Source organism: Subtercola sp. RTI3 (genome assembly GCF_035018625.1).
Classification (GTDB): Bacteria; Actinomycetota; Actinomycetes; order Actinomycetales; family Microbacteriaceae; genus Subtercola; species Subtercola vilae.
Genome location: NZ_JASJXO010000063.1, coordinates 1 through 22,827, shown reverse-complemented (window position 1 = coordinate 22,827; position 22,827 = coordinate 1). Strand labels below are relative to the sequence as shown.

The following is a 22,827-nucleotide window of genomic DNA, read 5'->3' as shown; positions in this document are numbered from 1 at the left end:
CATCACACGGTGGCTCTTCACGTCGACGATCCGACGCTCGAAACCGGGGAAACCACACCACTCACAGGGACGCAACCGATAGTTTCGTAAGCAGTTGCCAGCGACGCCACGACTCGCAGGGCATGATGTGGTGTGTGAAGCATTCGGATGGCATCTGGTCGTTGCGTGTACCCATGAGGGATCGCGCATTGGGTTACTCCCTGGCATACCTGATCACAGATGACGCGGGCGCCCTGCATGTAGTTGACCCGGGTACCGGTTCTGACTCGAACGAACTATTGCTCACGGACATGGTCAGGTCCCTGGGATTCCGCGTGCATGACATCGCCTCTATCACGCTGACCCACTACCACCCCGATCACGCAGGCTTGGCGAACCGACTACGAGAGGCGACGGATGCCCTTGTCGCTTTGCATGCCGCCGATGTGATCGCCGAGCACGATATCCGTCGCCCCGAGCAGCGCCGCAGTTGGGCGCGACGCTACGGCCGCTGGGGTGTTCCGATGGAAGCCCGAGCGCAGTTGCTGGAGACGGTCTCTCAGCGAGGTGCGAGACCTGCGTTGGCAGTGGATCTCGAAATAGCCGACGGTGATGTTCTGCCTATTAGTGGGCGAAGAATTGTGGTCGTTCATCTTCCCGGACATTCACCTGGCAGCATCGCGCTGCGCGATGATGATCTCAAACTCGTGATGATCGGTGACCACGTTCTGCCGACGATCTACCCAGCTATCGGGCTCGGCGCTGCGGCGTCGTCGAATCCTGTCCGTGACTACCTGCGTTCGCTTGAGAAGGTCGCTGCGTTGGACGATCATGAGGTGCTGCCGGGGCATGAAGAGACTTTTCGCGGTCTGGCGCGGCGCTGTGTCGCAACGGCCGAGCATCACCTGAGGCGAACGCGTGAGATCGCCAGTTACGCCTCGGAGCCCGCACGAACTCCTTGGGAGATGGCGCAACGGCTGTCGTGGAAAGGGGGATGGGACAGCTTGACCGGGATGCGTCTTGCTTCGGCCCTGCAACAGGTCGTCTTCCACAGCCGGTACCTGGCAACCGCCGAGGGTCGTGACGCGGTAGCGTCGGGTCTCTGATCTCGGCTTTTACTGCTCCAGCGCTTTATGGCCGATATTGCCTGCGGCGCCGACGCGCCAGTAGCCGTGCAAGTCGACCTGTTCACGGTCGAGACCTAGCTCATCGAGGAGGAGGCTTCTCACCGGTTTGAGTGCACCGGCCTCGCCGGCAGCCCAAACAAAAACGTCATCGCCCACCGTATCGATGACCTCTCGAATGCTCGCTTCCATTGCTCTCGTATTGTCGCCACAGCCACCGTGCAACCAGACAATTTTGAGTCCGGTGCGCTCGAGGACACGTTCTTCCTCTGTCGTCCCGACCTGGATCAGGGCTGAGATGTTGATGCTGTGCGGCAGTTCTTCGATGAAGCGCTCAAGGGCGGGCACGCCAGTTTCGTCGGCAACGAGAAGATAGTGCGAATACTGGGTCGGGTAAACGCGTGATCCGCGTGGACCGAGTACGCCGAGCGAGCTACCCACGCGAGCGTCGCGTGCCCATCGTCCGGCGGGGCCGTGATCGTGCAGCACGAAATCGATCGACAGCTCGCGGCGCTCGTGGTCGAAGGCACGAATCGTGTAGTCGCGGGTAATCCATGGTTCGCCGTTCGGCCGTAACGAGCGCAGTTGGCCGGGTGCCGGTAGGGTCAGCAAGCCCGACGTCGGGTCAGGAAAGACGAGCTTGACGTGGTCGGCGGCCGCTAACGGGTGAATCGGAAAATCGCTCTCGAGGTCGGTGCCGCTGAGCGCTATCCGTACCATCGTGGGCGAGAGCGGTTCTACTCGGATCACAGTGAGTGAACGAGATCGGGGCTCGTACCTCACTCGATTCACGGTGCGGCTGGTGTTCGTGTTCAGGTCAGTCTCATTCATTTTCTCACTCTTTCACTATTCGCGGCCGGTTCGCTCGCAGGAACTTGCCGCGAACATGTCATCCTGTACATAGTCAGTTTACCTGCTAGTATTTTTGGAAGATCGCAGAGGACCGCGATCGTTGGCGTGTGCCTGTCTCATAGTCGAGAGAATCGCAGATGAATATCGTTCCGTCCGTCGCGTCGACGGCTTCACTCCCTAAGTCCGCCGAAGTGATTCGTGCCCGTTACCGACACGGCGACGCCATTCGGTTGGCAGGTATGGCGGCGGTCGTGATCGCCCTGACCGCTATCGGATGGGGGGTTTTGCTGCTTGTTGTGGTGCCGAGTAACCTCAGCGTTGGAACGACGACGTTCGGTGTCGGAGTTGGGGTGGCTGCCTATACCCTCGGCATGCGACATGCCTTCGATGCTGACCACATCGCCGCCATCGATGGGGTAACGAGGAAGCTTATAGCGGATGGCCGCCGGCCGCTGTCGGTCGGTTTCTGGTTTTCTCTTGGCCATTCGAGCGTCGTGTTCGTCATGGCGCTTCTGCTGGCTTTCGGTGTCCGCTCGGTTGTCGGCCCGGTGCAGGACCAAAATTCCCAGTTCCACCAGATCATGTCGATGTGGGGGGCGTCGGTGTCGGGCTTTTTCCTTTATGCCGTCTCCGTGGTGAATATTGTCGTCCTGCTACGCATTCTGCGCTTGTCGGCCAGGTCGCGCCGCCAGCAAACTGACGAGGCAAAAATCGACGAGCAACTCGCCAATCGCGGCTTCATTAACCGGCTGTTTCGTCGCGTTGTCGTCAGTCGTGAGGGCCAGATGTACCCGCTGGGCATGCTTTTCGGGCTCGGGTTTGATACCGCGACGGAGATCTCGTTGCTCGTTTTGGCCGGTCTTGGCGCGGCCAGCAGCTTGCCGTGGTATGCAATCCTCTGCCTCCCGATCATTTTCGCTGCGGGGATGTGCTTGTTCGACACCATCGATGGCGTATTTATGCACTCCGCCTACGGCTGGATGAAGTCAGACGTCGTACTGAAAGTCCGATACAACGTTGCCATCACCGCGCTGTCGATACTCATTGCATTAGCGATCGGCACCACGGAGTTGGTGACACTTGCCGCTCAGGTGTTCCACCTCTCTGGAGATGTCTGGGACTGGTTCGGGTCAGTCGACTTAAACCTGCTCGGGTTCATCATCGTGGGGGCCTTCATCCTGCTTGTGCTGGTCGCTGTCGTGGGGCGGCGTGTCTCAGCATGGCGGCACTCGTCCTCGACGCAATAATCAGGTAAACTGTGTATTGCGTCGCTAGGTGCCGTCGGTGTGCCTGATCACGCAGAACCAAAGAAGCTTCGACAAAGTGTGGAGAGTCCAATGACGTCATCATTCCAACCAACGACCGAGGGTGCCGCTGGCGCGCCTGTTCTCGTCGTCCTGAGCGAGCTGGGCTGCTCGAGCCTTTCATGGCGTCAGCTGATCGGCCCGCTCTCGGAGCAGTATTCGGTGCTCGAGCTCGACCCAGTGAGTGCCGCTGAAATGCCGACAGGGGATTTAGTCAGTGCGGAGGAAACGCTGGCCGCGCTTGGCTCGTATGTGATCGACGCGATCGACGCGATCGGCGCGCGCCGAGTTCATCTCGCAGGGCTGGGTGCGGGTGGCCAGATCGCGCTCTGGATAGCAGTCCATCACGCAGACCGGGTGCGCAGACTCGCGGTTGTCGGAGCCGCAGCGAAGGTCGCCGATCCGACGACCTGGCAAGCCAGAGCCGACCGGGTCGCGTGCGGGGACCAGCGGTCCGTGGCCGACGAGCTCGCAGCGAGCTGGCTGACGCCAGATTTCAGGCAGCGCAACGGTGCACTCGTCACCGAGCTCGGTGCGGAAATCGGCGCACTCAGTGCCGACAAGTTCGCGCGACTGGCGGCATTGGAGGCGCAGACTGACCTGAGTCCTGACCTTGCTCGGGTGACAGCACCGACATTATTCATTGCAGGCCGGAATGACAGTGAGGTTCGAGCAGCAGTCCTCTCGGACCTGTCTGACCTCATTCCCTCGAGCCGCGCGAGCATGATTCATGGCGCCGGCCACCTCGTTACTGTTGAGCAGCCCGGACTGCTGCTTCGCGCGCTACTCGAGCACTTCGAGTCCGCAGCGACAATGACCGCCGGTTACGCGAGCCGTCGTGAGGCTCTTGGCGATGCGCACGTCGACAACACCATCGCGTCGATCAACGCCTACACCGAACCGTTCCAAGACTTCTTAACCCGTTACTGCTGGGGTGAGGTCTGGACACGGCCGAACCTGGGCCGGCGCGATCGCTCTCTGGCGACGATCGCCTCGTTGGTCACCCTCGGGGCAGAGCATGAGATTGGAATTCACGTGCGAGCTGGCCTACGCCACGGCCTCACTATCACCGAGATCCAAGAAACGCTGCAGCACCTCGCGCTGTACGCAGGCCTTCCGCGCGCGTTCAGTGCGATGCAGTTCGTTAACCGACTGCTGATCGACGAGGGACTCGTCGATCCCACTCCCGTCAAGGCCTAAACCGGGCACCCACACCACAAACCAAGGATCGGATCAATGACGCTTTCATTCCTCAACCCACCCGTCGAAATCGGCGACGACGACCCCGTCTCGCCCGTACGCTTCGGCGGCACGCCCGATGGCAAGGCACCCGGTTATGTGCTGAGGCCAGGCACAGGACCCGCGACCTGGTTCATGGAAGCCCTGTTCACCATGAAAGCCCGCGCGCTGGACTCCGACGGAGCATTCTGCATCGTCGAACAACTTGCACCGCAGGGTTTCGCCGCGCCCGGGCACACGCATCGAGACACCTCAGAGGCGTTCTACGTCATTGAGGGCGAGATGGATTTCGCTATCGGCGACACGGTAGCCGAGGCGATGACCGCGGGCAGCTTCGCCTATGTTCCCGAACAGACCCGCCACGAGTTCCGCGTGATCTCACCCTTCGCAAAGTTCTTGCTTGTCACCGCTCCGGGCGGATTCGAGAAGTACTTCGAGGCGCTTAGCTCCCCGGCGACCTCGAACACAGTGCCCAACGGTCCGCATCGCGCACTCACCCAGGAGGAGGTTCTCGCGGCAAAACAAAAGTGGGGCGCCATGCCGACCAATGACGGTACTCTTCTTCCCCCGCTCGATCAGCGAGCCGCGCAGTGAGCACGTCACTCGTCGAGCGTCACCGCATCGACGTGCACACGCACTACATTCCCGAAATCTACCGTGAAGCGGCCCTCGCGGCCGGCCACTCGAAACCCGACGGAATGCCTGCCATGCCCCGGTGGAGCGCGGACGAAAACATCCGATTCATGAATGAGCGACAAATCGAAACCGCACTGCTCTCAGTCTCAAGCCCCGGCGTGAACTTCGGCAACCCTGAGGTGGCAGCCCGTCTAGCCCGAGCCGTGAACCGCGAGAGCGCCGAACTGCGTGAGACGCATCCGGGTCGATTCGGATTCTTCGCCTCCGTCACCTTGCCCGATGTCGAGACCTCGATCGAAGAAGCCGTCTACGCGCTCGACGAGCTCGGCGCCGACGGAGTCGTGCTATTCACCAACAACAACGGGCAATATCTCGGCGACGATGCGATGCGACCCCTGTTCGAGGTGCTCTCCGACCGGCACGCGAAAGTCTTCGTGCATCCGACCGGGCCCGCCTGCGGTGACGCGCTGTGCCTGGGGCGGCCGGCGCCGATCGTCGAATTCCTGCTCGACACCACCCGGGCGATCTCGAACCTGATTCTCTCCGGCACGCTCGACGCACACCCCAACTGCACCTTCATCATGCCCCACGCGGGCGGGTCCATTGCATCCATCGCGGACCGGGTCGCCGAAATCAGCTCGAGACTCTTGCCTGCACCAACGAACGAAATCGACTTCTTAGGCCACTTGCGCTCCTTTTACTATGACCTCGCGGGCTTTCCCGTGCCGCGTCAGCTGCTCTCAGTGCTCGGCTTGATCGACATCGACCACCTGCTCTTCGGGAGCGACTGGCCCTTCACCGCAGAGCCGACCATCGCCACGCAGGTCGCGCTGATCGAATCAACCGACCTTCTCACCGACAGCGACCGCCGTCTCATCGACCGAACCAACGCCTTGTCACTTTTCCCGCAATACACGAACGGCGCCGACAATGTCTGATCTCGAAACAGCGAGCGATCCACTCGTCAACCATCCATCGCTGTATCCCGGGCAGCTGTACATTGCAGGATCATGGCGCGACTCATCAAGCGGCGAACGCGCCGACGTCATCGATCCGTCAACCGGCAACGCCATATCAACCGTGGCCGAGGCAGATTTAGCCGATGTCGACCTCGCCGTCGAATCGGCCCGGACATCGTTCGAAGACGGTCGCTGGGCTGCCCTGCCGGGCCGTATTCGAGCACGCGTACTACACAAGGTCGCCGACCTAATGCGCGAACGAGCCGACGAGCTGGTAGCGATCGAAAGCGCCGACGTCGGCAAGCCCGTCACCTTCTGCCGACCAGTGGATGTTCTCACCGCCGCAGATCAGTACGAATACTCTTCAGCGCTCGCCCAGACACTCGACGGCTCAGTGCGCAACAACCCGTTCGGTGCGCTCGCCTACACGCAACGGGAGCCCTACGGCGTCGTCGCCGCCATCACTCCCTTCAACTTTCCCCTCGTGCTCAGCACAAACAAGATCGCGCCAGCGCTGGCTGCCGGTAACTCGGTTATACACAAGCCAGCTCCAGACACCCCTTTATCGGCCATCGTCATGGCTCAAATCTTCTCTGAGGCGGGCGTCCCCGACGGCGTAGTGAACGTGCTTACGAGCACGAAGGCCTCGGTCGCAGACGCTCTCGTTCGTCACTCGGGGGTCGACAAAATCGCCTTCACCGGTTCGACGGGCGTCGGCCGGCTCGTCGCCTCGGCCGCCGGCCAGAACCTGACGTCGGTGAGCCTCGAACTGGGCGGCAACGGAGCACAGATCCTCTTCGACGATGCCGATCTCGAGCGCGCACTGCCGGCACTGGTTACGGGCGCCACCTTTAACTCCGGTCAGTTCTGCATGGGCGCACCGCGTGTACTGGTGGCTCGCCCGCTCTACGACATCGTCGTCGCTCGGCTGGTCGAGCTACTCGGCGCTGTGGTCGTGGGCGATCCCTTCGATCCAGATACCCAGATGGGACCGATGGCCGGTGAGCGCCACGTGCAGAACGTGGAACGGTTCGTGGCGGGCGCTCGAGAAGACGGTGCTGACGTTGTTCTCGGCGGCCGACGCCTGCACATCGGCGGTGGCTTCTACTACGAACCGACCATCGTGGTCGGCGCCGTCAACTCCTCACAAATCGTGCAAGAAGAGGTCTTCGGACCCGTGGTGACGATTCAGGCGTTCGACAGCGAAGCCGAAGCTGTCATGCTGGCAAACAGCACCGCTTATGGCCTGGCCGCCGGCTTCCATACGACCGACGTCGACCGGATTCCCCGCGTTGCTTCTGCGCTGAAAGCAGGGATCGTCTGGGTCAACGACTGGGCACTGCTTGACCCGGCCGTACCGTTCGGCGGGGTCAAGAACTCTGGATTCGGGCGCGAGAACGGTCCCGAGGCGCTGGAGTCGTTCACCAAGACCAAGTCCGTCGTCATCTCGCTTCGATAACAACCCGTGCACGATAGACAGTTTGTCTGACTGTAAGGTAGACTGACTGTTATGCGGAGATCTTCCGCCCTATCCGAACTGATCGACCCACGTTTTCAAAGACGCAAAAGCGGGAGTTGCAATGAAGCAAAAAATAATTATCGGGGCAATGTCGGTATTAGCGATCGCCTCTCTCACGGCCTGTAGTGCCGGTGGAGGTTCAACCTCGACTGGCAGCAGCGACCCGGTCACCATCGCTATGATCTCCCCTCTGACTGGTTCGCTCTCGTCTCTGGGCATCGATGCTACGGCGGCGGCGAAGCAGGTCGTCGATCAGGTGAACTCCTCAGGCGGAGTCGATGGGCGGCAGATCAATCTGGTCGTGAAAGACGACACGTCCGACGTCACGCAGTCGGTGGCCCTGTTCAATCAGGAGGCCGCGGACCCCAGCGTCTCACTGATCCTCTCCTCAGTCAGTGCTGCAGCTTCGGCGGCGTCGGGTTCGAGCGCTGAGTCCGCCGAAATTCCTATGCTGTCGATCGGGCCGGTGAGCGCGTACGTGGGTGGAAGCAACAAGTATGCGTTCGGCGTGGCCGCGAGTACCGCAGTCGTCAGCCAGACGCTCGCTGACTTCTACAAGTCAACCAGGGTCAAGAAGCTTGCGATCGCCTACCTCAGTCAAAGCTCTGAGATGCAGCCCGCAGCCAACGCCACAGCGACAGACGCGCAAGCGGCCGGCGTCGACGTGGTTCTGCAGGAGGGCTTCGATGCCACCGCGACCGACTTCACCCCACTGATCACGCACGTCAAGGCATCGGGTGCTGACGCTCTCCAGATCTGGGGGCCGGGAGCCGCCCCAGCCATTCTGGCTAAGCAGATGGCAAGCCAGGGCATTCAGATTCTCGGCACCGGCGCTCAAGCCTCCCAGCAATTCATCACCCCCGTCGGTGCGGCCGCGGAAGGAATTGAACTCTCGGCGAACACCGCCATGGCCGGAAGCGACATTCCCGCAGGCGACTTCAAAACGCTTGTGGACAACTTCGCTTCGACGTGGGCCACGACGCACAACGGCGCCTACCCGCCCCAGTTCGCGTTCGACGCCGGCACAAGCATCCAGCTCGCCGCCGCCGCCATCGACAAGGCCGGCTCCACCGACCGGGCCGCAATCACGGACGCCCTCTCGAACCTCAGCGTTCTCACCCTCAATAGTCGGTTCAACTACACACCGACCAACCACTCTGGCCTCGACTCGTCTGCCGTGGTGGTGGTGGAAATCAAAAACGGCCAGTTCGCGGCAACTCCCTATTCGATCGCTCAAATGGCGACGAACGTCCCGAAGTAATCCTTCGATCTCAAGGAATAAGGATCCGATCGTGCTCACCATAACCGGCCTCTCGCGGGCCTACGGCGGAGTTTACGCAGTAAAAGACGTGCGGCTCGATGTTGAAGCAGGTGAACTTCGCGGCATCATCGGCCCGAACGGGGCCGGAAAGTCTACGCTGTTCAACCTCATCAGCGGCCATGCCCAGGCCCAACGTGGCACGATCAGCTTTAACGGTGTGCGGGTGGATCACCTGCCCGCACACCGCAGGGCACGGCTCGGAATCTCTATCGTCTTCCAAGGGGCCAGGCTGTTCACCGGAATGACAGTCCTCGAGAATGTGATGGTCGGAGCCACCGCAACGACGAAGTTCGGCGCCCTCGCTGCGGCACTTCGCATCCCCCGGCAACGGGCTGAAGAAAAAGACATCAGGCGTGCTGCCGAGGATGCTCTAGCCCGCGTTGGTCTGACCGAGTGGGCCGATCGCGCGGCGGAGTCGCTGCCGCTCGGCCAGCAGCGCCGCGTGCAAGTCGCACGGGCTCTCGCCAGCAACCCCAAACTGCTGCTTCTGGACGAACCCGCCTCCGGCCTACGCGAGGTCGAACGCGCAGATCTCTCACACCTCATCGCAGAGCTTCGGGCGGGCGGAATGACGATCATCCTCATCGAACACGACGTGAAGATGGTGATGCGATTAGCGACATCAATCACCGTGCTCGACCTTGGCGAAGTCATCGCGGAGGGCGCACCGACAGAGGTGCGCAGCAATCCCCGCGTCATCGCCGCTTATTTCGGATCGGAGGCACCCCGTGCTGTCACTCACTAACGTCGTAATCCGCTACGGCTCGGCCGTTGCGGTCGATGGCGTGACGCTCGAGGTCCAGCAAGGAGAGATGGTCGCCCTCGTCGGACCCAACGGCGCCGGTAAATCATCGCTCGTGAACGCTGCCAGCGGAATTGTTCCCATCGCCTCCGGCTGTCTCGATGTCGGCGGTCGAGTGGCGCAGGTGCCAGAAGGCCGCCTGATGTTCGCCGACATGTCGGTCGAAGACAACCTCAAACTCGGCGCCTGGAAAGCAAAAGACAAAGACCCCTCTGTGATCTACGATCTGCTGCCCGACGTCAAACGCTTCCGCAAGCAGAAGGCGGGCACGCTTTCGGGCGGTCAACAGCAGATGGTCGCGATCGGCCGCGCGCTAATGGCACAGCCGGATCTGCTACTGATCGACGAACTCTCGCTCGGACTGGCACCGATCGTCGTCGCCGAGCTCGCCGGATATCTCACGACCCTCAACCGCGAACACGGCACAACCATTTTGCTGATCGAACAGGAAATCGAGCTCGCGTTCCGGCTCTGCACTCGCGGGTACGTACTCGAGGCCGGCCGGGTGGTCGCCTTCGGCCTGTGCTCGGATCTCGAAGCGGATCCGGCCCTCGCCGACGCCTACTTCGGAGGGCTGGACGCCGAAGTGGTACCTGCTCAGAAAGAAGCATCATGACATCGTTCCTCATCTATTTGATATCGGGGCTGACGCTCGGAGCGACCTTTGCGCTCATCGGCAGCGGTTTCGTCGTGGTCTACCGGGTTACCCACGTGGTGAACTTCACCCAAGGGTCGCTCGCGGTCGTTGGCGGTCTCACCTCCTACTCGCTGCTGAACACCGCGCTGCCGCATGGCATCGCCGAGCTGCTTGCCGTTGTCATCAGCGGCGCGTTGGGGGTGCTGTTCGGGGCGATCGCCATTGGCAAGCGTGGCACCCCGCCAATGATTTCGTTGCTGATCACCCTCAGCTTGTCGATATTGACCAGCGGTTTCGTCGTACTGATCTGGGGACAGACGCCCCTCTCGCCCGCCGGGCTCGACGGCTCCGTCGACATCTTCGGGGCCAGTATCGAGACGCAACGATTGCTAGCCGTCGCGGTCGCAGCGGTTGCGTTCATCATCATCGGATTGTTCTTTGGCTACAGCTACCTCGGCAAAGGGCTTACTGCTGCCGCATCGAACCCCCGCGCTGCCGCACTGGTCGGAATCAGCACACGCAAGATGGGTCTGATCGCCTTCGGCATCGCGGGCCTGCTGGGCGGGCTCGCCGGTGTCGTAACAGCACCGTACAGCCCGCTTTCTTTCACCTCGGACCTGCCACTCGCGTTGAGCGGGTTCGCCGCTGCCGTCTTCGGAGGGTTGTCGAGCCCCTGGCTGACCCTGGTCGGCGGCCTTATTCTCGGCGTCGCAGGGCAGCTCGTCGCCGGCTACTTCGGCGGCTCCTTCCAAACCGTCGTCGCTCTGATCATGCTTCTCGTCGTGATGATCGTTCGGCACAAGAGTCTCACTGTAGAGGAGGCAAAGTGATGAGAAAGATCACATCGTCCATCATCATCCTGACCGTTGCCGTCATAGCCGTCATCGCTCCCCTATTCATGGCGGACCGCTCTGTGTACGTTCAGATGATCCTGGCGGCCATCGTCGTCACCGGGTTGTCGCTTTTCATGGGGTACGCGGGCCAGGCGTCCCTCGGCCAGGGAGCCTTCGTCGCGATCGGAGCGCTCACGGTGGCCGTGCTGACAGTGCGGTTCCATGTGCCGTCCCTGCTCGCACTCATCGCTGCCCCGTTGATTGCCGCTGCCTTCGCATACCTGCTCGGCCTTCCGCTCCTGAGGTTGCGCGGGCACTACCTGGCCTTCGGCACACTTGCGGTGCTGCTGCTTGTGCAGGCACTCATCTCGGCCGTTCCGCTCTTCGGAGGCGCGGTCGGTATCGGCGGCATTCCGAAACTCGGCATCGGCACCTTCACGTTCTCGGGCCAGCTGTTCTACGTCTACTTCTCGCTCGCCATTCTCGCCGTAGTCATCCTCATCTCCCGCAATGTCGTGGCGAGCAGGTTCGGTCGAGGCGTTCGCGCACTCGCCGGCAGTGAGTCTGCTGCCGCGTCGTCGGGGGTGCCGATCCTTCGAACGAAGCTGGCTGTGTTCGCTCTGGCGGGCGGCTTCGCCGGTCTCGCCGGCGGCATCAGCGCGTTCTTCACCCCCTACGTCAGCTCGGAGTCGTTTCCGGCATCGGCATCCTTCACCTACGTGATCATGGCCGTGGTGGGCGGACTCGGCACCATTTGGGGCGGCGTCGTCGGGGCGGTGCTGATCACAGCACTCGTGCAGCTGCTGAACTCCGCGAGCAATATCCCTTCGCTGCCGCCGACTGCTGGAACCATTCTGCAGTACATCGCGTATGCCGTCGTTCTGATGGTCTTCTTGCTGTTCATGCCGGGCGGGCTATGGCCGAAGATCGTCGGTCTATTCACCTGCCGCCGTCCCGAGACAGCTCCTCGACTTACCGAATCGATACTGTGATGAAAGAGAACATAGATCGTGACGGAGTCGATATGACAGCAGCAAATCAGGCCCAGGTAACGCTTGTGTACCTCATCAAACAGCTCGAATCAGCGACCCGATTCCAAATGGATGAGATCGTCGCGACTGAAGGTCTCACCCTCGCCCAGTACACCGCGCTGACCGTAGTCGAACGTCACCCCCATCTCACGTCGGCCGACCTGGCTAGGAACTCGTTCGTGCGCGCTCAGTCGATGGCGCAGCTGGTCAACGGACTTGAAACCGACGGCCTGATTACCAGACGCCGGGACGAAGAGAACCGTCGGCAGTTTTTCATCACCCTGACCGAAAAAGCCGTAACCATGCTCGGCCGGTTGCGTGAGCCCGTCGACGCGATCGAAGCGAGAATGACCGAGGGGCTTTCGACTGAGCAGATCTCGAACCTTTACGATAGCCTCCGTGCGTGTCGTGTCGCTCTGGGCGGCTCTCATGCGCGCTGAGCTTGCCCGCAGCGAGGGACTCGGTTCTTGGCTGCATCGGCGCAGACACAAGTCCGCCGGGCAGACGGCCATTGTGTTCAATGACCGCCTGATCACGTACGACGAACTTGATCGCCGAGTGGATGCCCTAGCCAATGCCCTTGCCAATAATGGGGTGCGTGCAGGCGACCATGTGGCCTTCGCCGGGGAAAACCATCCCGCATTCCTCGAAACGTTATTTGCTGTTTCGCAGCTCGGCGCCGTCACTGTGGCCCTCAATGCCCGGCTCGCCGCCGCCGAGATCGCATACATGCTCGGCGACTCCGCGAGCACCACGCTGATCTACCTTGACGTGTTAGAGCCCATGGTCGGCGAGGCCTTACGGCTGCAACCGCTCGACCGGGTCATCCGGGTGCGCACGGCTGAGCATCCGGAAGTCGCGGAGGACCGGGCTGAGGACCGCGATTTCGACGAGGTGGTGGAGAGTGGGCGGCCGCAGTACGTCGAAATAGCAGTCACGCTCGATGACCCGGCGCTGATCCTGTACACGTCGGGAACGACCGGCCGGCCCAAAGGAGCGGTGCTGACACACGGCAATCTCACCTGGAACACGTTCAACGTACTCGTCGACTACGACTATGTCAGCGACGATGTGTCGCTGATGATCTCACCGATGTACCACGTTGCCGCGCTCAGCATGGGCGTTCTACCCACTCTGCTGAAGGGCGGGGCCATAGTGCTGGAGCCCAAGTTCGATGCAGGGCGTGCTCTACGGCTCATCGAGAAGTACGGCGTGACCACACTCAACGGGGTGCCGACCACGTTTCAACTGCTTTGCGATCACGAGAGCTGGCACGCGTCGGACGTCAGTACTCTGCGCAAGCTCACCTGCGGAGGTTCACCCATCGCGGCCCGGGTAAGTGACGAATTCGAAAAGCGCGGCCTGGCCTTCTCAGCCGGTTACGGCATGACCGAGACGTCACCGGGAATCACCAGCGTCTCCGCGGCGCAGAGCAAGGTCAGCCCGGGATCGACAGGGCTGCCGCACTTCTTCGTCGACATGAGGGTCGATGGTGCCGAGCAGGACGACGCCGGCGTGATCGGTGAAATTCAGGTGCGCGGTCGCAACGTCTTCGCTGGGTATTGGAACAATCCCGACGAGACCGCGCGGTCATTCACCCATGACGGCTGGTTCAAGTCCGGCGACCTCGGTTACCTCGACGAGAAGCACTTCGTGCACCTGTCGGGTCGCTCGAAAGACATGATCATCTCGGGTTCAGAGAACATCTATCCCGCTGAAATCGAAGCGATCATCGTCGAGCTGCAGCAAGTAGCGGCGGCAGCGGTTATTGGATTCGCCGATGACCGATGGGGCGAGGTGCCCTGGGCGTTCATCACGGTGAAGCCCGGGCATTCGCTGACCGACGTCGAGGTAGTGACGCATCTGTCGTCACGCCTCGGCCGATACAAACTGCCCAAGCGGGTTCTGATCCTGGACACCATGCCGATGACCGCAACCGGCAAAGTGCGAAAGGCAGAAATCAAAGCCGCTTACTCCGGCGCCGAATCGTCCTAAGCGATCCGCCGTAAAACCAACCACCACCAATTACGAAAGTGAGTTCGAAATGAGCCTCGAAGGCAAGGTAGCGATCGTCACCGGCAGCGGCCGAGGGCTGGGTTTAGCGTATGCGCAAGAACTGGCGCGCCAGGGCGCGTCGGTCGTCGTCAATGACATCGACGCGGGCGTGGCAACCGACGCGGTCGAATCGATCGTGGCAGCGGGCGGCCAGGCTGTAGCGGTCGTCGCCGCAGTCGGGTCGACGGAGACGGCACGGGCTCTTGTTGCCGCGGCGAAAGAGAACTTCGGACGCCTCGACATCCTCGTCACGAACGCCGGCCTATTGCGCGACACTGTGCTGTGGAAGATGAGCGACGAGGACTTCGACCTCGTCGTGAACGTGCATCTGCGCGGTACTTTCACGTGTGTTCGTGAAGCCGCCGTCGAGTTCCGGGAGCAGGGCGAGGGCGGCCGCATCATCTGCATCGGTTCGCCCACTGGCCAGCGCGGCAACTTCGGTCAAACCAACTATTCGGCGGCCAAGGCCGGAATCGTCGGAATGGTGCGCACCTGGGCATTGGAGCTGTCTCGGGCGAAGGTCACCGTGAATGCGGTCATTCCGGTCGCCGCAACCGCGATGACGGCTACCATTCCGTTCTTCAAGGCGGCGGTCGAGGCAGCCGACCGGGGAGAGCCGATGCCCGACTTCTTCCGCCATGACCTCGGATTCGGAACCTCGAGCGACGTCGGCGGCCTGATCGCCTATCTGTCGAGTGACGAGGCGCAGTTCGTGACGGGCCAGGCCATCGGCGTGGGCGGCGATCGCCTTCAGCTGTGGTCGCACCCCGACGCGGTCGAGAGCGCCTACGCGCCGGGCGGGTGGAGCTACGAGACGCTGCAGCAGCAGTTCGAAAGCCTCTTCGGCGACAAACAGCAGAGCATCGGCGAGGAATTCCCCCCCCTGCCGGCCGAATTCGCTCCCGAGCCAGCGGCTTGACCGTGGTCTACGAATCGGCGATCGATGTCGACTCCATCGTCGCCCTCGACACCCACGTGCATGTCGAGGTCGACGACGCCGGACACAATGCTCTTCCTCCCCTGCTGGTGGATGCTGCGAGCAAATACTTCAAAGCCGGCGACAGCCGCCCCACGCTGGACGAGATCGCCGCCCTCTACCGATCGTTATCGATGGCCGCTGTCGTCTTCACCGTCGACGCTGAACGAGCGCTCGGACATCCGCCAAACAGTAGCGAAGAGATCGCCATCGGCGCCGCACGGAACAACGATGCGCTCATTCCTTTCGGCAGCGTCGACCCAACAGATCCCGCGGTCGCGATCACGAAGGCCAAGCGGCTGGTCGAAGAGTTCGGCGTGCGCGGGTTCAAGTTTCATCCGACCGTGCAAAATTTCGACCCGAGCGACCCCCGCTATTTCAAGCTCTACGGTGTGATCAGCGAATACGGCCTGCCGGCCATCTTCCACACCGGCCAGACCGGAATCGGATCGGGACTTCCCGGCGGAGCAGGCCTGCGATTGTCGCTGTCAAACCCCATGCTGCTAGACACGGTCGCCGCGGAATTCTCCCACTGGAAGATCGTTATGGCTCACCCGTCAGTACCGTGGCAAGACGAAGCGATAGCGATCGCCACGCACAAAGAGAACGTGTCGATCGACCTGTCTGGTTGGTCCCCCAAGTACTTTCCGCCGCAGCTCGTGCGGGCGGCCGACTCCTACCTCAAGCACAAAGTACTCTTCGGGTCGGACTACCCGCTGATCGCGCCCGACCGTTGGCTGCGCGATTTCAAGGCGCTCGATGTGAAAGACGAAGTTCGTCCGCTCATTCTGAAGGCCAACGCTGTCAGACTGCTCGGCTTAGAGAAGGAAGCGAAATGACTACCACCACCACGTTCGACGAACTGCCAAGCCTTGTTGGCACCGATCTCGGGTACACCGAGTACGTCACCGTCACACAAGATCGGGTCAACCTCTTCGCCGAAGCGGCCAATGACGGCCAATGGATTCACACTGACCCGGAACGCGCCGCATCGGGCCCGTTCGGCGGCGCCATCGCCCACGGTTTTCTGACGCTGTCGCTCACGATTCCGTTTTGGACCGAGCTGCTCGAGGTCGAAGGTGTGACGGCGAAAGTCAACTACGGTCTCGACAAAGTGCGATTCATCAACCCGGTCCGGGTTGGATCACGAATCCGCATGACTGCCACCATCGCCTCAGTCGAAGAAGTGAAAGGCGGCCTACAGATCAACGTCGACCAGACGGTCGAGATTGAAGGGCAGGAACGCCCCGCCCTGATCTCGCGGGGCATCCACCGGTTCTATGCCTGACCGACAAACGAAATGGAGTTTTCAATGAACCAGATAACACCAGCGCTACTCGTGGTGAGCGCACACGCCGGAGATTTCGTGTGGCGCGCCGGCGGCGCGATCGCAGCGGCCACGATGCGTGGCGAGCGAGCCGTCATTGCGTGCTTGTCGTACGGCGAGCGAGGCGAGTCAGCGAGCCAATGGCTGCAGGGAAAGCCACTCGATGAGATCAAGAAAATCCGCCGCGACGAAGCCGAAGCCGCGGCAGCTGAGCTGGGCGCCGACATCGAATTCCTCGACCTCGGCGACTATCCTCTGCTGGAGTCGCCGGAAGCCGTGGAGCGCCTAGTCGACGTTTACCGCCGGGTGCAGCCGACCGTCGTGCTGACGCACCCCCTTCTCGACCCATACAACGGTGACCATCCGGCAGCCGCCCGCATGGCCATCCAGGCTCGCATTCTCGGGCAGGCGATCGGCGTCGCTGTCGACGGCGAGTACCCCTCAGTCGAGGACATCATCGGCGCTCCCCCGCTGTTTTTCTTCGAGCCACACCAGCCCGAGCAGAGCGACTTCAAACCCAACGTGCTGCTCGACATCACAGATGCCTTTCCGCTGAAGCGCAAGGCGATGGAATGCCTGCCAGCTCAGAAGCACATGTGGGACTACTACACATCTCTCGCCATCCGGCGCGGAGTTCAAATCAAGCGCAACGCGGGCCCGAACCTCGGCCTCCCGCATGAAACTTTGGGAGAGGCGTACATGCGCTACTACCCCGAAGTGACGGCGGTGCTGGCATGACCGGAATCATCGTCACCGACATCGCCCGAGCCGATCAGTCGACAATCGACGCGCTGGCCGTTCACGGCGTTGCCACCGTTCACGAGGCGATGGGACGCATCGGTCTCGTCGGCCCGACCGTGCATCCGATTCAGAACGGTGCCCGAGTCGCGGGGTCCGCCGTAACCGTGTTGTGCTGGCCAGGCGACAACCTGATGATCCACGCGGCAGTCGAGCAATGCCAGGCCGGCGACATCCTCGTCGTAGCCAGCAACTCGCCCTCGCTCGACGGTTCGTTCGGCGAACTCTTCGCAACCGCCCTGAAGTATCGAGGCGTTCGTGGCATCGTGACCACCGCCGGTGTACGCGACGTCGTCGACCTGCGCGCGATGGACTTTCCGGCGTGGGCCAGCGCCCAGAACGCACAGGGTACGGTGAAGGCCACTTCCGGGTCGGTCAACGTTCCCATCGTCGTCGGCGGAGCGGTCATCCGGCCAGGCGATATCGTCGTCGCCGACGACGATGGTGTGGTCTGCGTGCCGCGGGCAGACGCAGAGACGACCCTGCTCGCCTCAGAGGCTCGGGTCGCCAAAGAGGCGGGGGCACGTGCCGCCTACCAGAACGGCGACCTCAGCCTCGACCGCAACGACCTGCGCGGGCTGCTCGCCGACCTCGGCATTCGGTATGTCACACAAGGCAAATGGGCTGATGGCGACCGCTGACGGCGTGCGCTGCCTTTACATGCGCGGAGGAACGTCGAAAGGCGCCTATTTTCTGGCGGGCGACCTGCCGGCAGACGAGGCAGAGCGCGACGATCTCCTGCTGCGAATCATGGGCACTCCCGACCCGCGGCAGATCGACGGGCTCGGCGGGGCTCATCCGCTGACCAGCAAAGTCGCCGTGGTTCGGCGCTCGTCTGGTGATGAAACCGATGTCGACTACATCTTTTTGCAGGTCGGTGTCGACGAGGCGTTCGTCACAGACAAACAAAACTGTGGGAATCTGCTCGCGGCGATCGGGCCGTTCGCCGTTGAACGCGGCCTGATACCGGCAGGCGAGAAGACCACGACCGTGCGCATTCGCATGGTGAACACCAATTCAGTGGCGACCGCGACATTCGCGACGCCCGGCGGCCGTGTCGACTACGACGGCGATTTGGCGATCGACGGGGTTCCCGGTAGGGCCGCCGCCATCTCGCTCGACTTTGAGGGCACCGCCGGGTCGTCGACGGGTGCGCTGTTTCCGACGGGCCGCGTCACAGACGAGGTCGGCGGGATCACCGTCACGTGCGTCGACAACGGCATGCCGACCGTACTCATGCGCGCAGCCGACCTGGGGCTCACCGGGCAAGAAAGCCCGGCAGATCTTGAGGTCGATAGTGCTCTCGGGCAACGACTGGCGGGAATTCGGATGCACGCGGCCCGACTCATGGGCATGGGCGATGTGTCAACGGCCACCGTGCCGAAGCTGGTGTTGCTCTCTGCGCCGAACCACGGCGGCACGATCTCGACCCGGAGTTTCTTACCCGTTCGGGTGCACACCTCGATCGGGGTGCTCGGCGCATTGACCGTGGGCGCTGGTGTGATCGCCGAAGGGTCGGTTGGGCACGAGCTCGCCGACTTGAGCGCAATCGGCACGCGGTTCTCGATCGAACATCCCACCGGGCATTTCGACGTCGACGTGGCGGTCGAACCGGCCGGCGAGGAATGGCTCGTGACTCGGTCGGCCGCAATACGCACCGCTCGTAAAATCTTCGACGGCACGGTCTTCCCCCGCCCGAGACTCTAACGCCCACACCCACTCCACCTCGACCCGAAGGATTCCGTATGACTGAGTTCACCTCGTTCGATGTCGCGCATCTCGCGAACGTCGAACTCTTCACCCCCGACTTCGACAAGAGTCGTTGGTTCTTCGAAGAGCTGCTCGCTATGCGGGTCGTGCACGAAGAGGGCGGCTCCGCCTTTCTGCGGACCTGGGACGAATACGAGCAGTACACGATCAAGCTCACCGCCTCAAACGCTGGCGGGGTCGGACGCACGTCGGTGCGAGCCTCCAGTCAGGAGGCGCTTGAGCGCCGAGTAGCGGCGATCGAGCAGACCGGGTTCGGCGAGGGCTGGGTCGACGGCGAGGTCGGCACCGGGCCAACGTACGCCTTCCGCGACCCAGACGGGCACTCGTTTGCCATCTACTACGAGACCGAACGCTACGTTGCGACCGACGACAAACCTGTGCTGAAGAACCAGGCGTCACGCTTTCCCGGGCGTGGTGTTAACGCTCGTCGGCTCGATCACATCAACTTCTTGGCGAAAGACGTCGAGGCGAACGGGGAGTTCATCGCCCGCGCGCTCGGTGGTCGGGAAAGTGAACGAATTCGACTCGACAACGGCAAGCTCGCTGCGTGGTGGTTCCACTTCCAAAACAAGTCGTACGACATCGTCTATTCCGACGATTGGACCAAGCACGGCAACCGGCTGCACCACATCGCATTCGCGCCCGATACTCGCGAAGATATCCTCAAGGCTGCCGACATCTTTCTCGAGAACGGCATCCACATCGAGTCGGGACCGCACAAGCACGCCATTAACCAGACGTTCTTTCTGTACGTCTACGAGCCGGGCGGGAACCGCATTGAATTGGCCAACGCGGGGGCCCGCCTGCTACTGGACCCCGACGAACCGGTCATCGAATGGAGCGAGGAAGAACGTAAGAAAGGCCAAGCATGGGGCATGAAGACCATCGAGTCGTTCCATCACCACGGTACGCCTTTGGTGTGACCAGTTACCGGGGTGTACCGCCCTCATCGGCAAGCTCAATGTTCTCTGCCTGGAGCTGGGCAAGCCAATCGTGGCTGGCGGCCGCGATTCGAGCTGGAACTACTACGCCTCAATCCACCGACCGGGTTGGTCAGTGGGGCTGATTTCGGGTGGAGCGGGATTTCCGGTGGTGGGCGCGTCTGATGGGCGGGCCTTACTGCCCGTGGTGTTCCACGTTTTGTCTGGTTGCGCCGGTGTCGGCTGGTCGGTCAGATGGTCGCGGCGCCGGGCGGGTCGTAGGCGTGGCCGAACAGGGCCGCCCAGGCGGTCTCCCAGGGCCAGTCTTCGGGTAGATGTAGTCGGATCTTGCGGGCGTTGGTGGCGGTCCTTGCGGGAAGGTTGACCAGTTTGCGGCGGATCGTTCCGGTGGTCACGCGGACCAGCTTGGTGTCGTGTGTTTTGTCAACTTCAGTTCGGCCATTTCGGCGATAAGAGTCCGGCCAGGGTGGCGCAGTTTCCGGCCAGTTGAGCGTTTGGGTTGCGTGGCCGGTGCTGGTGCCTATTTCATGAGAGCGTGTTTGACGCGGTAGGACTCTCCTCGGAATTGCAGGAGCCGGCCGTGATGAACGATGCGGTCGATGACGGCGGCGGCCATATTGTCGTCGCCGAACACGGTTCCCCAACGTGAGAACTCCAGATTTGTTGTGATGATCTGGCTCCGTTTCTCGTAGTTGTCGGCGATGACTTGGAACAGTAGCCGGGCGCCTTCGGTATCGATCGGCAAATACCCGAATTCATCGATCGCGAGGAGCTGGTTCTTCGCCAGGGATGCGAGCTCCCGGTCGAGGCAGCCTTCGTCGGCGAATTCAGGTGGTGGTTGCAACACCGGTTTGATCTGACTGGTTCGAGAGTATCGCGGTGAGGACTTCTGCGGGAGTGCGATAGCCGTGGCGTTTCCGGGGTCGTGCGTTGAGCTCGGCAGCCACGTTTTCCAGGATTCCTGGCCCGTGGAAGGACAGGTCGGTGCTCTTCGGGAAATATTGCCTCAGCAGCCCATTCATGTTCTCGTTGCTGCCTCGCTGCCAGGGCGAGTGCGGGTCACAGAAATAGATCGCCATCCCTGTCGCCATCGTGATCTCTTGGTGCTTGGCCATTTCGCGTCTGTTAACGCGTCCCTGGTCCCAGGTCACCGACCGGCGTAGCTGCTCCGGGAGGGTGTTCATGGCCTCGATCATCGCGGCGGAAACAGTAGCGGCGGTGTGATCCCCGGGTAGATGCAGAAGCATCACGAACCCGCTGGTCCGTTCGACCAGAGTTCCGATCGCTGACCTCGTCGACGTTGACCCGATGATGAGATCACCCTCTCAATGCCGGGGAACGGCGCGGTCTTCGATCTCGGGCGGACGGTCGGAGATCATGACCATGCCCTGGAACCGTCCGGGCCTTGGGCCGTCTGGTTTCTGCGGGCGGCGCCTGGCGCGCCCAGACCTCAAAGCAGTAGCGACCTCCAGCCGCAACGAACCGCGGCCCTGAACGTACAGCGCCTGGTAGATCGTTTCGTGGGACACCTGCATCTCCGGATTCTCGGGATGCTCCAGCCGCAGCCGGCCCGCGACCTGTTCCGGGCTGAACCGTTCGGTGAGCATCGATATCACCTGCTCCCGCAACGCTAACCCGTCCAACTTCCGGGCCTTCGGCCGGCGGGTCCGCGCCCAGGTCTGCTCTTGAGCGAACGAGAGCACGTACCGGTCATAGACGCGGTTCCTGGCCACCTCACGGCTGATCGTCGACGGCACACGGCCAAGCACAGCCGCGATCTGCCGCACACCCTGGCCACGGGCGAGCTGGAAGCCGATCTCTTCCCGCTCCCGAAACGACAACGAACCGGCACGAGCGACAGCGAAATTCTGAAGAGAAGATGGCAGCACCTGCCGATCTTCGCCGAGCCACCGATACGCAGTCGCCCGCGACACACCCGCAGCCCGCGCAGCGACAGACGTCGACAGACCCGCGTCCATTCCCTTCCAAAACACCAAACGAACACTCAACGGCGACCACGGCCTACCCATCGACAACACCCCACGAAACTCAAGGCGTTGCGCTCACCACCTGAATTCGCCCTCATACACAACCGAGACAACACACGGCCGGTCACCGATTACCCGAGTTGTCATCAACAACGCCGAGACCGGTGGGCAAGCGGTATTAGCTGATCTTGAAGCAACGATTGCCGCAGGTCCAACCGACCCGTCGGCCGCCGCCTGCAAATAGCCCGGCTATCCCGAACGGGAACACGCAACTCCCTCCAGGCGGGTGTCGACAAACGATCATTCACCGACACCCCGACCCTACCGACGACACGCCGCCAAACCTGTGTCGAAAACTCGCGCCGTGAAACAACGCCGACAAACCACCAACTAAGGTATTCTCGACACATGCTGATCGGCTACGCCCGCGTTTCAACCGCGGACCAGAACCCTGACCACCAAATCGACGCCCTCACTCGTGCCGGCGTCGACGCTGAGAACATCTACCTTGACCGGGCCAGCGGCGCCAAGGCGTCACGCCCGGAACTCGACAAAGCCCTCGCGTCGGCGAACAGGCGCGGCGACCAACTCGTCATCACGAGGCTCGACCGCCTCGGCCGCTCCGTCCTGCACCTCGTTACGCTCGGCGCGGCCCTAAACCTCAATCCACCGATCGGGCTCGGGGTGTAGCGGCGCGTTAAACCGAGAATGCCCGTCTTGTCAGGGAAAATTGTAC

23 protein-coding genes and 2 pseudogenes are annotated in these 22,827 nt (G+C 62.0%); 21 read left to right on the top strand and 4 right to left on the bottom strand.

Annotated features, from left to right (window positions below; genetic code table 11):
- The first annotated feature begins 122 nt into the window (after positions 1-122).
- Positions 123-1,085 (top strand): MBL fold metallo-hydrolase, encoded by a 963-nt coding sequence (locus tag QN358_RS16950; protein WP_323513047.1) that lies wholly within the window; start codon positions 123-125, stop codon positions 1,083-1,085.
- A 9-nt stretch (positions 1,086-1,094) separates the two neighbouring features.
- Here the strand turns inward: QN358_RS16950 and QN358_RS16945 are convergent, their stop codons facing one another.
- A complete protein-coding gene (locus QN358_RS16945) occupies positions 1,095-1,934 on the bottom strand; it encodes a siderophore-interacting protein (protein ID WP_323513046.1) in 840 nt (279 codons plus the stop codon).
- A gap of 158 nt (positions 1,935-2,092) precedes the next feature.
- Here QN358_RS16945 and QN358_RS16940 point away from each other — a divergent pair, with 158 nt between their 5' ends.
- From QN358_RS16940 to QN358_RS16850, 19 genes are all read left to right on the top strand, one after another.
- Entirely contained in the window at positions 2,093-3,202 is a 1,110-nt protein-coding gene (locus QN358_RS16940) for a HoxN/HupN/NixA family nickel/cobalt transporter (RefSeq protein ID WP_323513045.1), read from the top strand.
- Positions 3,203-3,292: 90 nt separating this feature from the next.
- Positions 3,293-4,459, top strand: a complete 1,167-nt coding sequence (locus QN358_RS16935) for an alpha/beta fold hydrolase (RefSeq protein ID WP_323513044.1) — start codon at positions 3,293-3,295, stop codon at positions 4,457-4,459.
- 36 nt (positions 4,460-4,495) lie between these two features.
- Positions 4,496-5,092, top strand: coding sequence for a quercetin 2,3-dioxygenase (locus QN358_RS16930; protein WP_323513043.1), 597 nt, complete (start codon positions 4,496-4,498; stop codon positions 5,090-5,092).
- Complete coding sequence (locus QN358_RS16925; protein WP_323513042.1) at positions 5,089-6,072, top strand: amidohydrolase family protein; 984 nt, start codon at positions 5,089-5,091, stop codon at positions 6,070-6,072. Before QN358_RS16930 ends, QN358_RS16925 begins: the two co-directional genes overlap by 4 nt.
- Positions 6,065-7,552: an aldehyde dehydrogenase family protein gene (locus QN358_RS16920; RefSeq protein ID WP_323513041.1), complete on the top strand. Its 1,488-nt coding sequence runs from the start codon at positions 6,065-6,067 to the stop codon at positions 7,550-7,552. Before QN358_RS16925 ends, QN358_RS16920 begins: the two co-directional genes overlap by 8 nt.
- A gap of 121 nt (positions 7,553-7,673) precedes the next feature.
- Entirely contained in the window at positions 7,674-8,873 is a 1,200-nt protein-coding gene (locus QN358_RS16915; protein ID WP_323513040.1) for an ABC transporter substrate-binding protein, read from the top strand.
- Between the two features lie 31 nt (positions 8,874-8,904).
- Entirely contained in the window at positions 8,905-9,678 is a 774-nt protein-coding gene (locus QN358_RS16910; RefSeq protein ID WP_323513039.1) for an ABC transporter ATP-binding protein, read from the top strand.
- Positions 9,662-10,351, top strand: a complete 690-nt coding sequence (locus QN358_RS16905; RefSeq protein ID WP_323513038.1) for an ABC transporter ATP-binding protein — start codon at positions 9,662-9,664, stop codon at positions 10,349-10,351. The genes QN358_RS16910 and QN358_RS16905 overlap by 17 nt, the downstream gene beginning before the upstream one ends.
- Entirely contained in the window at positions 10,348-11,202 is an 855-nt protein-coding gene (locus tag QN358_RS16900) for a branched-chain amino acid ABC transporter permease (protein WP_323513037.1), read from the top strand. The genes QN358_RS16905 and QN358_RS16900 overlap by 4 nt, the downstream gene beginning before the upstream one ends.
- Positions 11,202-12,197 carry a branched-chain amino acid ABC transporter permease gene (locus QN358_RS16895; protein WP_323513036.1) on the top strand — a complete coding sequence of 332 codons (996 nt, stop codon included), beginning with the start codon at positions 11,202-11,204 and terminating at the stop codon, positions 12,195-12,197. The genes QN358_RS16900 and QN358_RS16895 overlap by 1 nt, the downstream gene beginning before the upstream one ends.
- 32 nt (positions 12,198-12,229) lie before the next feature.
- A complete protein-coding gene (locus QN358_RS16890; protein WP_323513035.1) occupies positions 12,230-12,676 on the top strand; it encodes a MarR family transcriptional regulator in 447 nt (148 codons plus the stop codon).
- Complete coding sequence (locus tag QN358_RS16885; protein ID WP_323513034.1) at positions 12,666-14,231, top strand: long-chain fatty acid--CoA ligase; 1,566 nt, start codon at positions 12,666-12,668, stop codon at positions 14,229-14,231. The genes QN358_RS16890 and QN358_RS16885 overlap by 11 nt, the downstream gene beginning before the upstream one ends.
- Before the next feature lie 49 nt (positions 14,232-14,280).
- Positions 14,281-15,210: an SDR family NAD(P)-dependent oxidoreductase gene (locus QN358_RS16880; protein ID WP_323513033.1), complete on the top strand. Its 930-nt coding sequence runs from the start codon at positions 14,281-14,283 to the stop codon at positions 15,208-15,210.
- 2 nt (positions 15,211-15,212) lie between these two features.
- On the top strand, positions 15,213-16,106 hold the full coding sequence (locus QN358_RS16875; RefSeq protein WP_323513032.1) for an amidohydrolase family protein: 894 nt from the start codon (positions 15,213-15,215) through the stop codon (positions 16,104-16,106).
- A complete protein-coding gene (locus QN358_RS16870; protein WP_323513031.1) occupies positions 16,103-16,555 on the top strand; it encodes a MaoC family dehydratase in 453 nt (150 codons plus the stop codon). Before QN358_RS16875 ends, QN358_RS16870 begins: the two co-directional genes overlap by 4 nt.
- Positions 16,556-16,609: 54 nt before the next feature.
- Positions 16,610-17,332 (top strand): PIG-L deacetylase family protein, encoded by a 723-nt coding sequence (locus QN358_RS16865; RefSeq protein ID WP_323513030.1) that lies wholly within the window; start codon positions 16,610-16,612, stop codon positions 17,330-17,332.
- Positions 17,329-18,033: a 4-carboxy-4-hydroxy-2-oxoadipate aldolase/oxaloacetate decarboxylase gene (locus QN358_RS16860; protein WP_323513029.1), complete on the top strand. Its 705-nt coding sequence runs from the start codon at positions 17,329-17,331 to the stop codon at positions 18,031-18,033. The genes QN358_RS16865 and QN358_RS16860 overlap by 4 nt, the downstream gene beginning before the upstream one ends.
- Complete coding sequence (locus QN358_RS16855; RefSeq protein ID WP_323513028.1) at positions 18,020-19,099, top strand: 4-oxalomesaconate tautomerase; 1,080 nt, start codon at positions 18,020-18,022, stop codon at positions 19,097-19,099. The genes QN358_RS16860 and QN358_RS16855 overlap by 14 nt, the downstream gene beginning before the upstream one ends.
- Before the next feature lie 38 nt (positions 19,100-19,137).
- Entirely contained in the window at positions 19,138-20,085 is a 948-nt protein-coding gene (locus tag QN358_RS16850; RefSeq protein ID WP_323513027.1) for a VOC family protein, read from the top strand.
- 248 nt (positions 20,086-20,333) lie between these two features.
- Here the strand turns inward: QN358_RS16850 and QN358_RS16845 are convergent, their stop codons facing one another.
- The 3 genes and pseudogenes from QN358_RS16845 to QN358_RS16835 all read right to left on the bottom strand — a co-directional run bounded on the left by QN358_RS16845 (position 20,334) and on the right by QN358_RS16835 (position 22,133).
- A complete protein-coding gene (locus QN358_RS16845) occupies positions 20,334-20,498 on the bottom strand; it encodes a hypothetical protein (RefSeq protein ID WP_416352021.1) in 165 nt (54 codons plus the stop codon).
- Between the two features lie 125 nt (positions 20,499-20,623).
- Positions 20,624-20,923: pseudogene (locus tag QN358_RS16840) on the bottom strand (ATP-binding protein); the annotation flags it as partial.
- A gap of 7 nt (positions 20,924-20,930) precedes the next feature.
- Positions 20,931-22,133 (bottom strand): annotated as a pseudogene (locus QN358_RS16835) (IS30 family transposase).
- 366 nt (positions 22,134-22,499) lie between these two features.
- Between QN358_RS16835 and QN358_RS16830 the strand changes: the two are divergent.
- The gene (locus QN358_RS16830) at positions 22,500-22,781 is read left to right on the top strand and encodes a recombinase family protein (protein WP_323513026.1); all 282 of its coding nucleotides are present in this window, start codon (positions 22,500-22,502) and stop codon (positions 22,779-22,781) included.
- Positions 22,782-22,827: the final 46 nt, after the last annotated feature.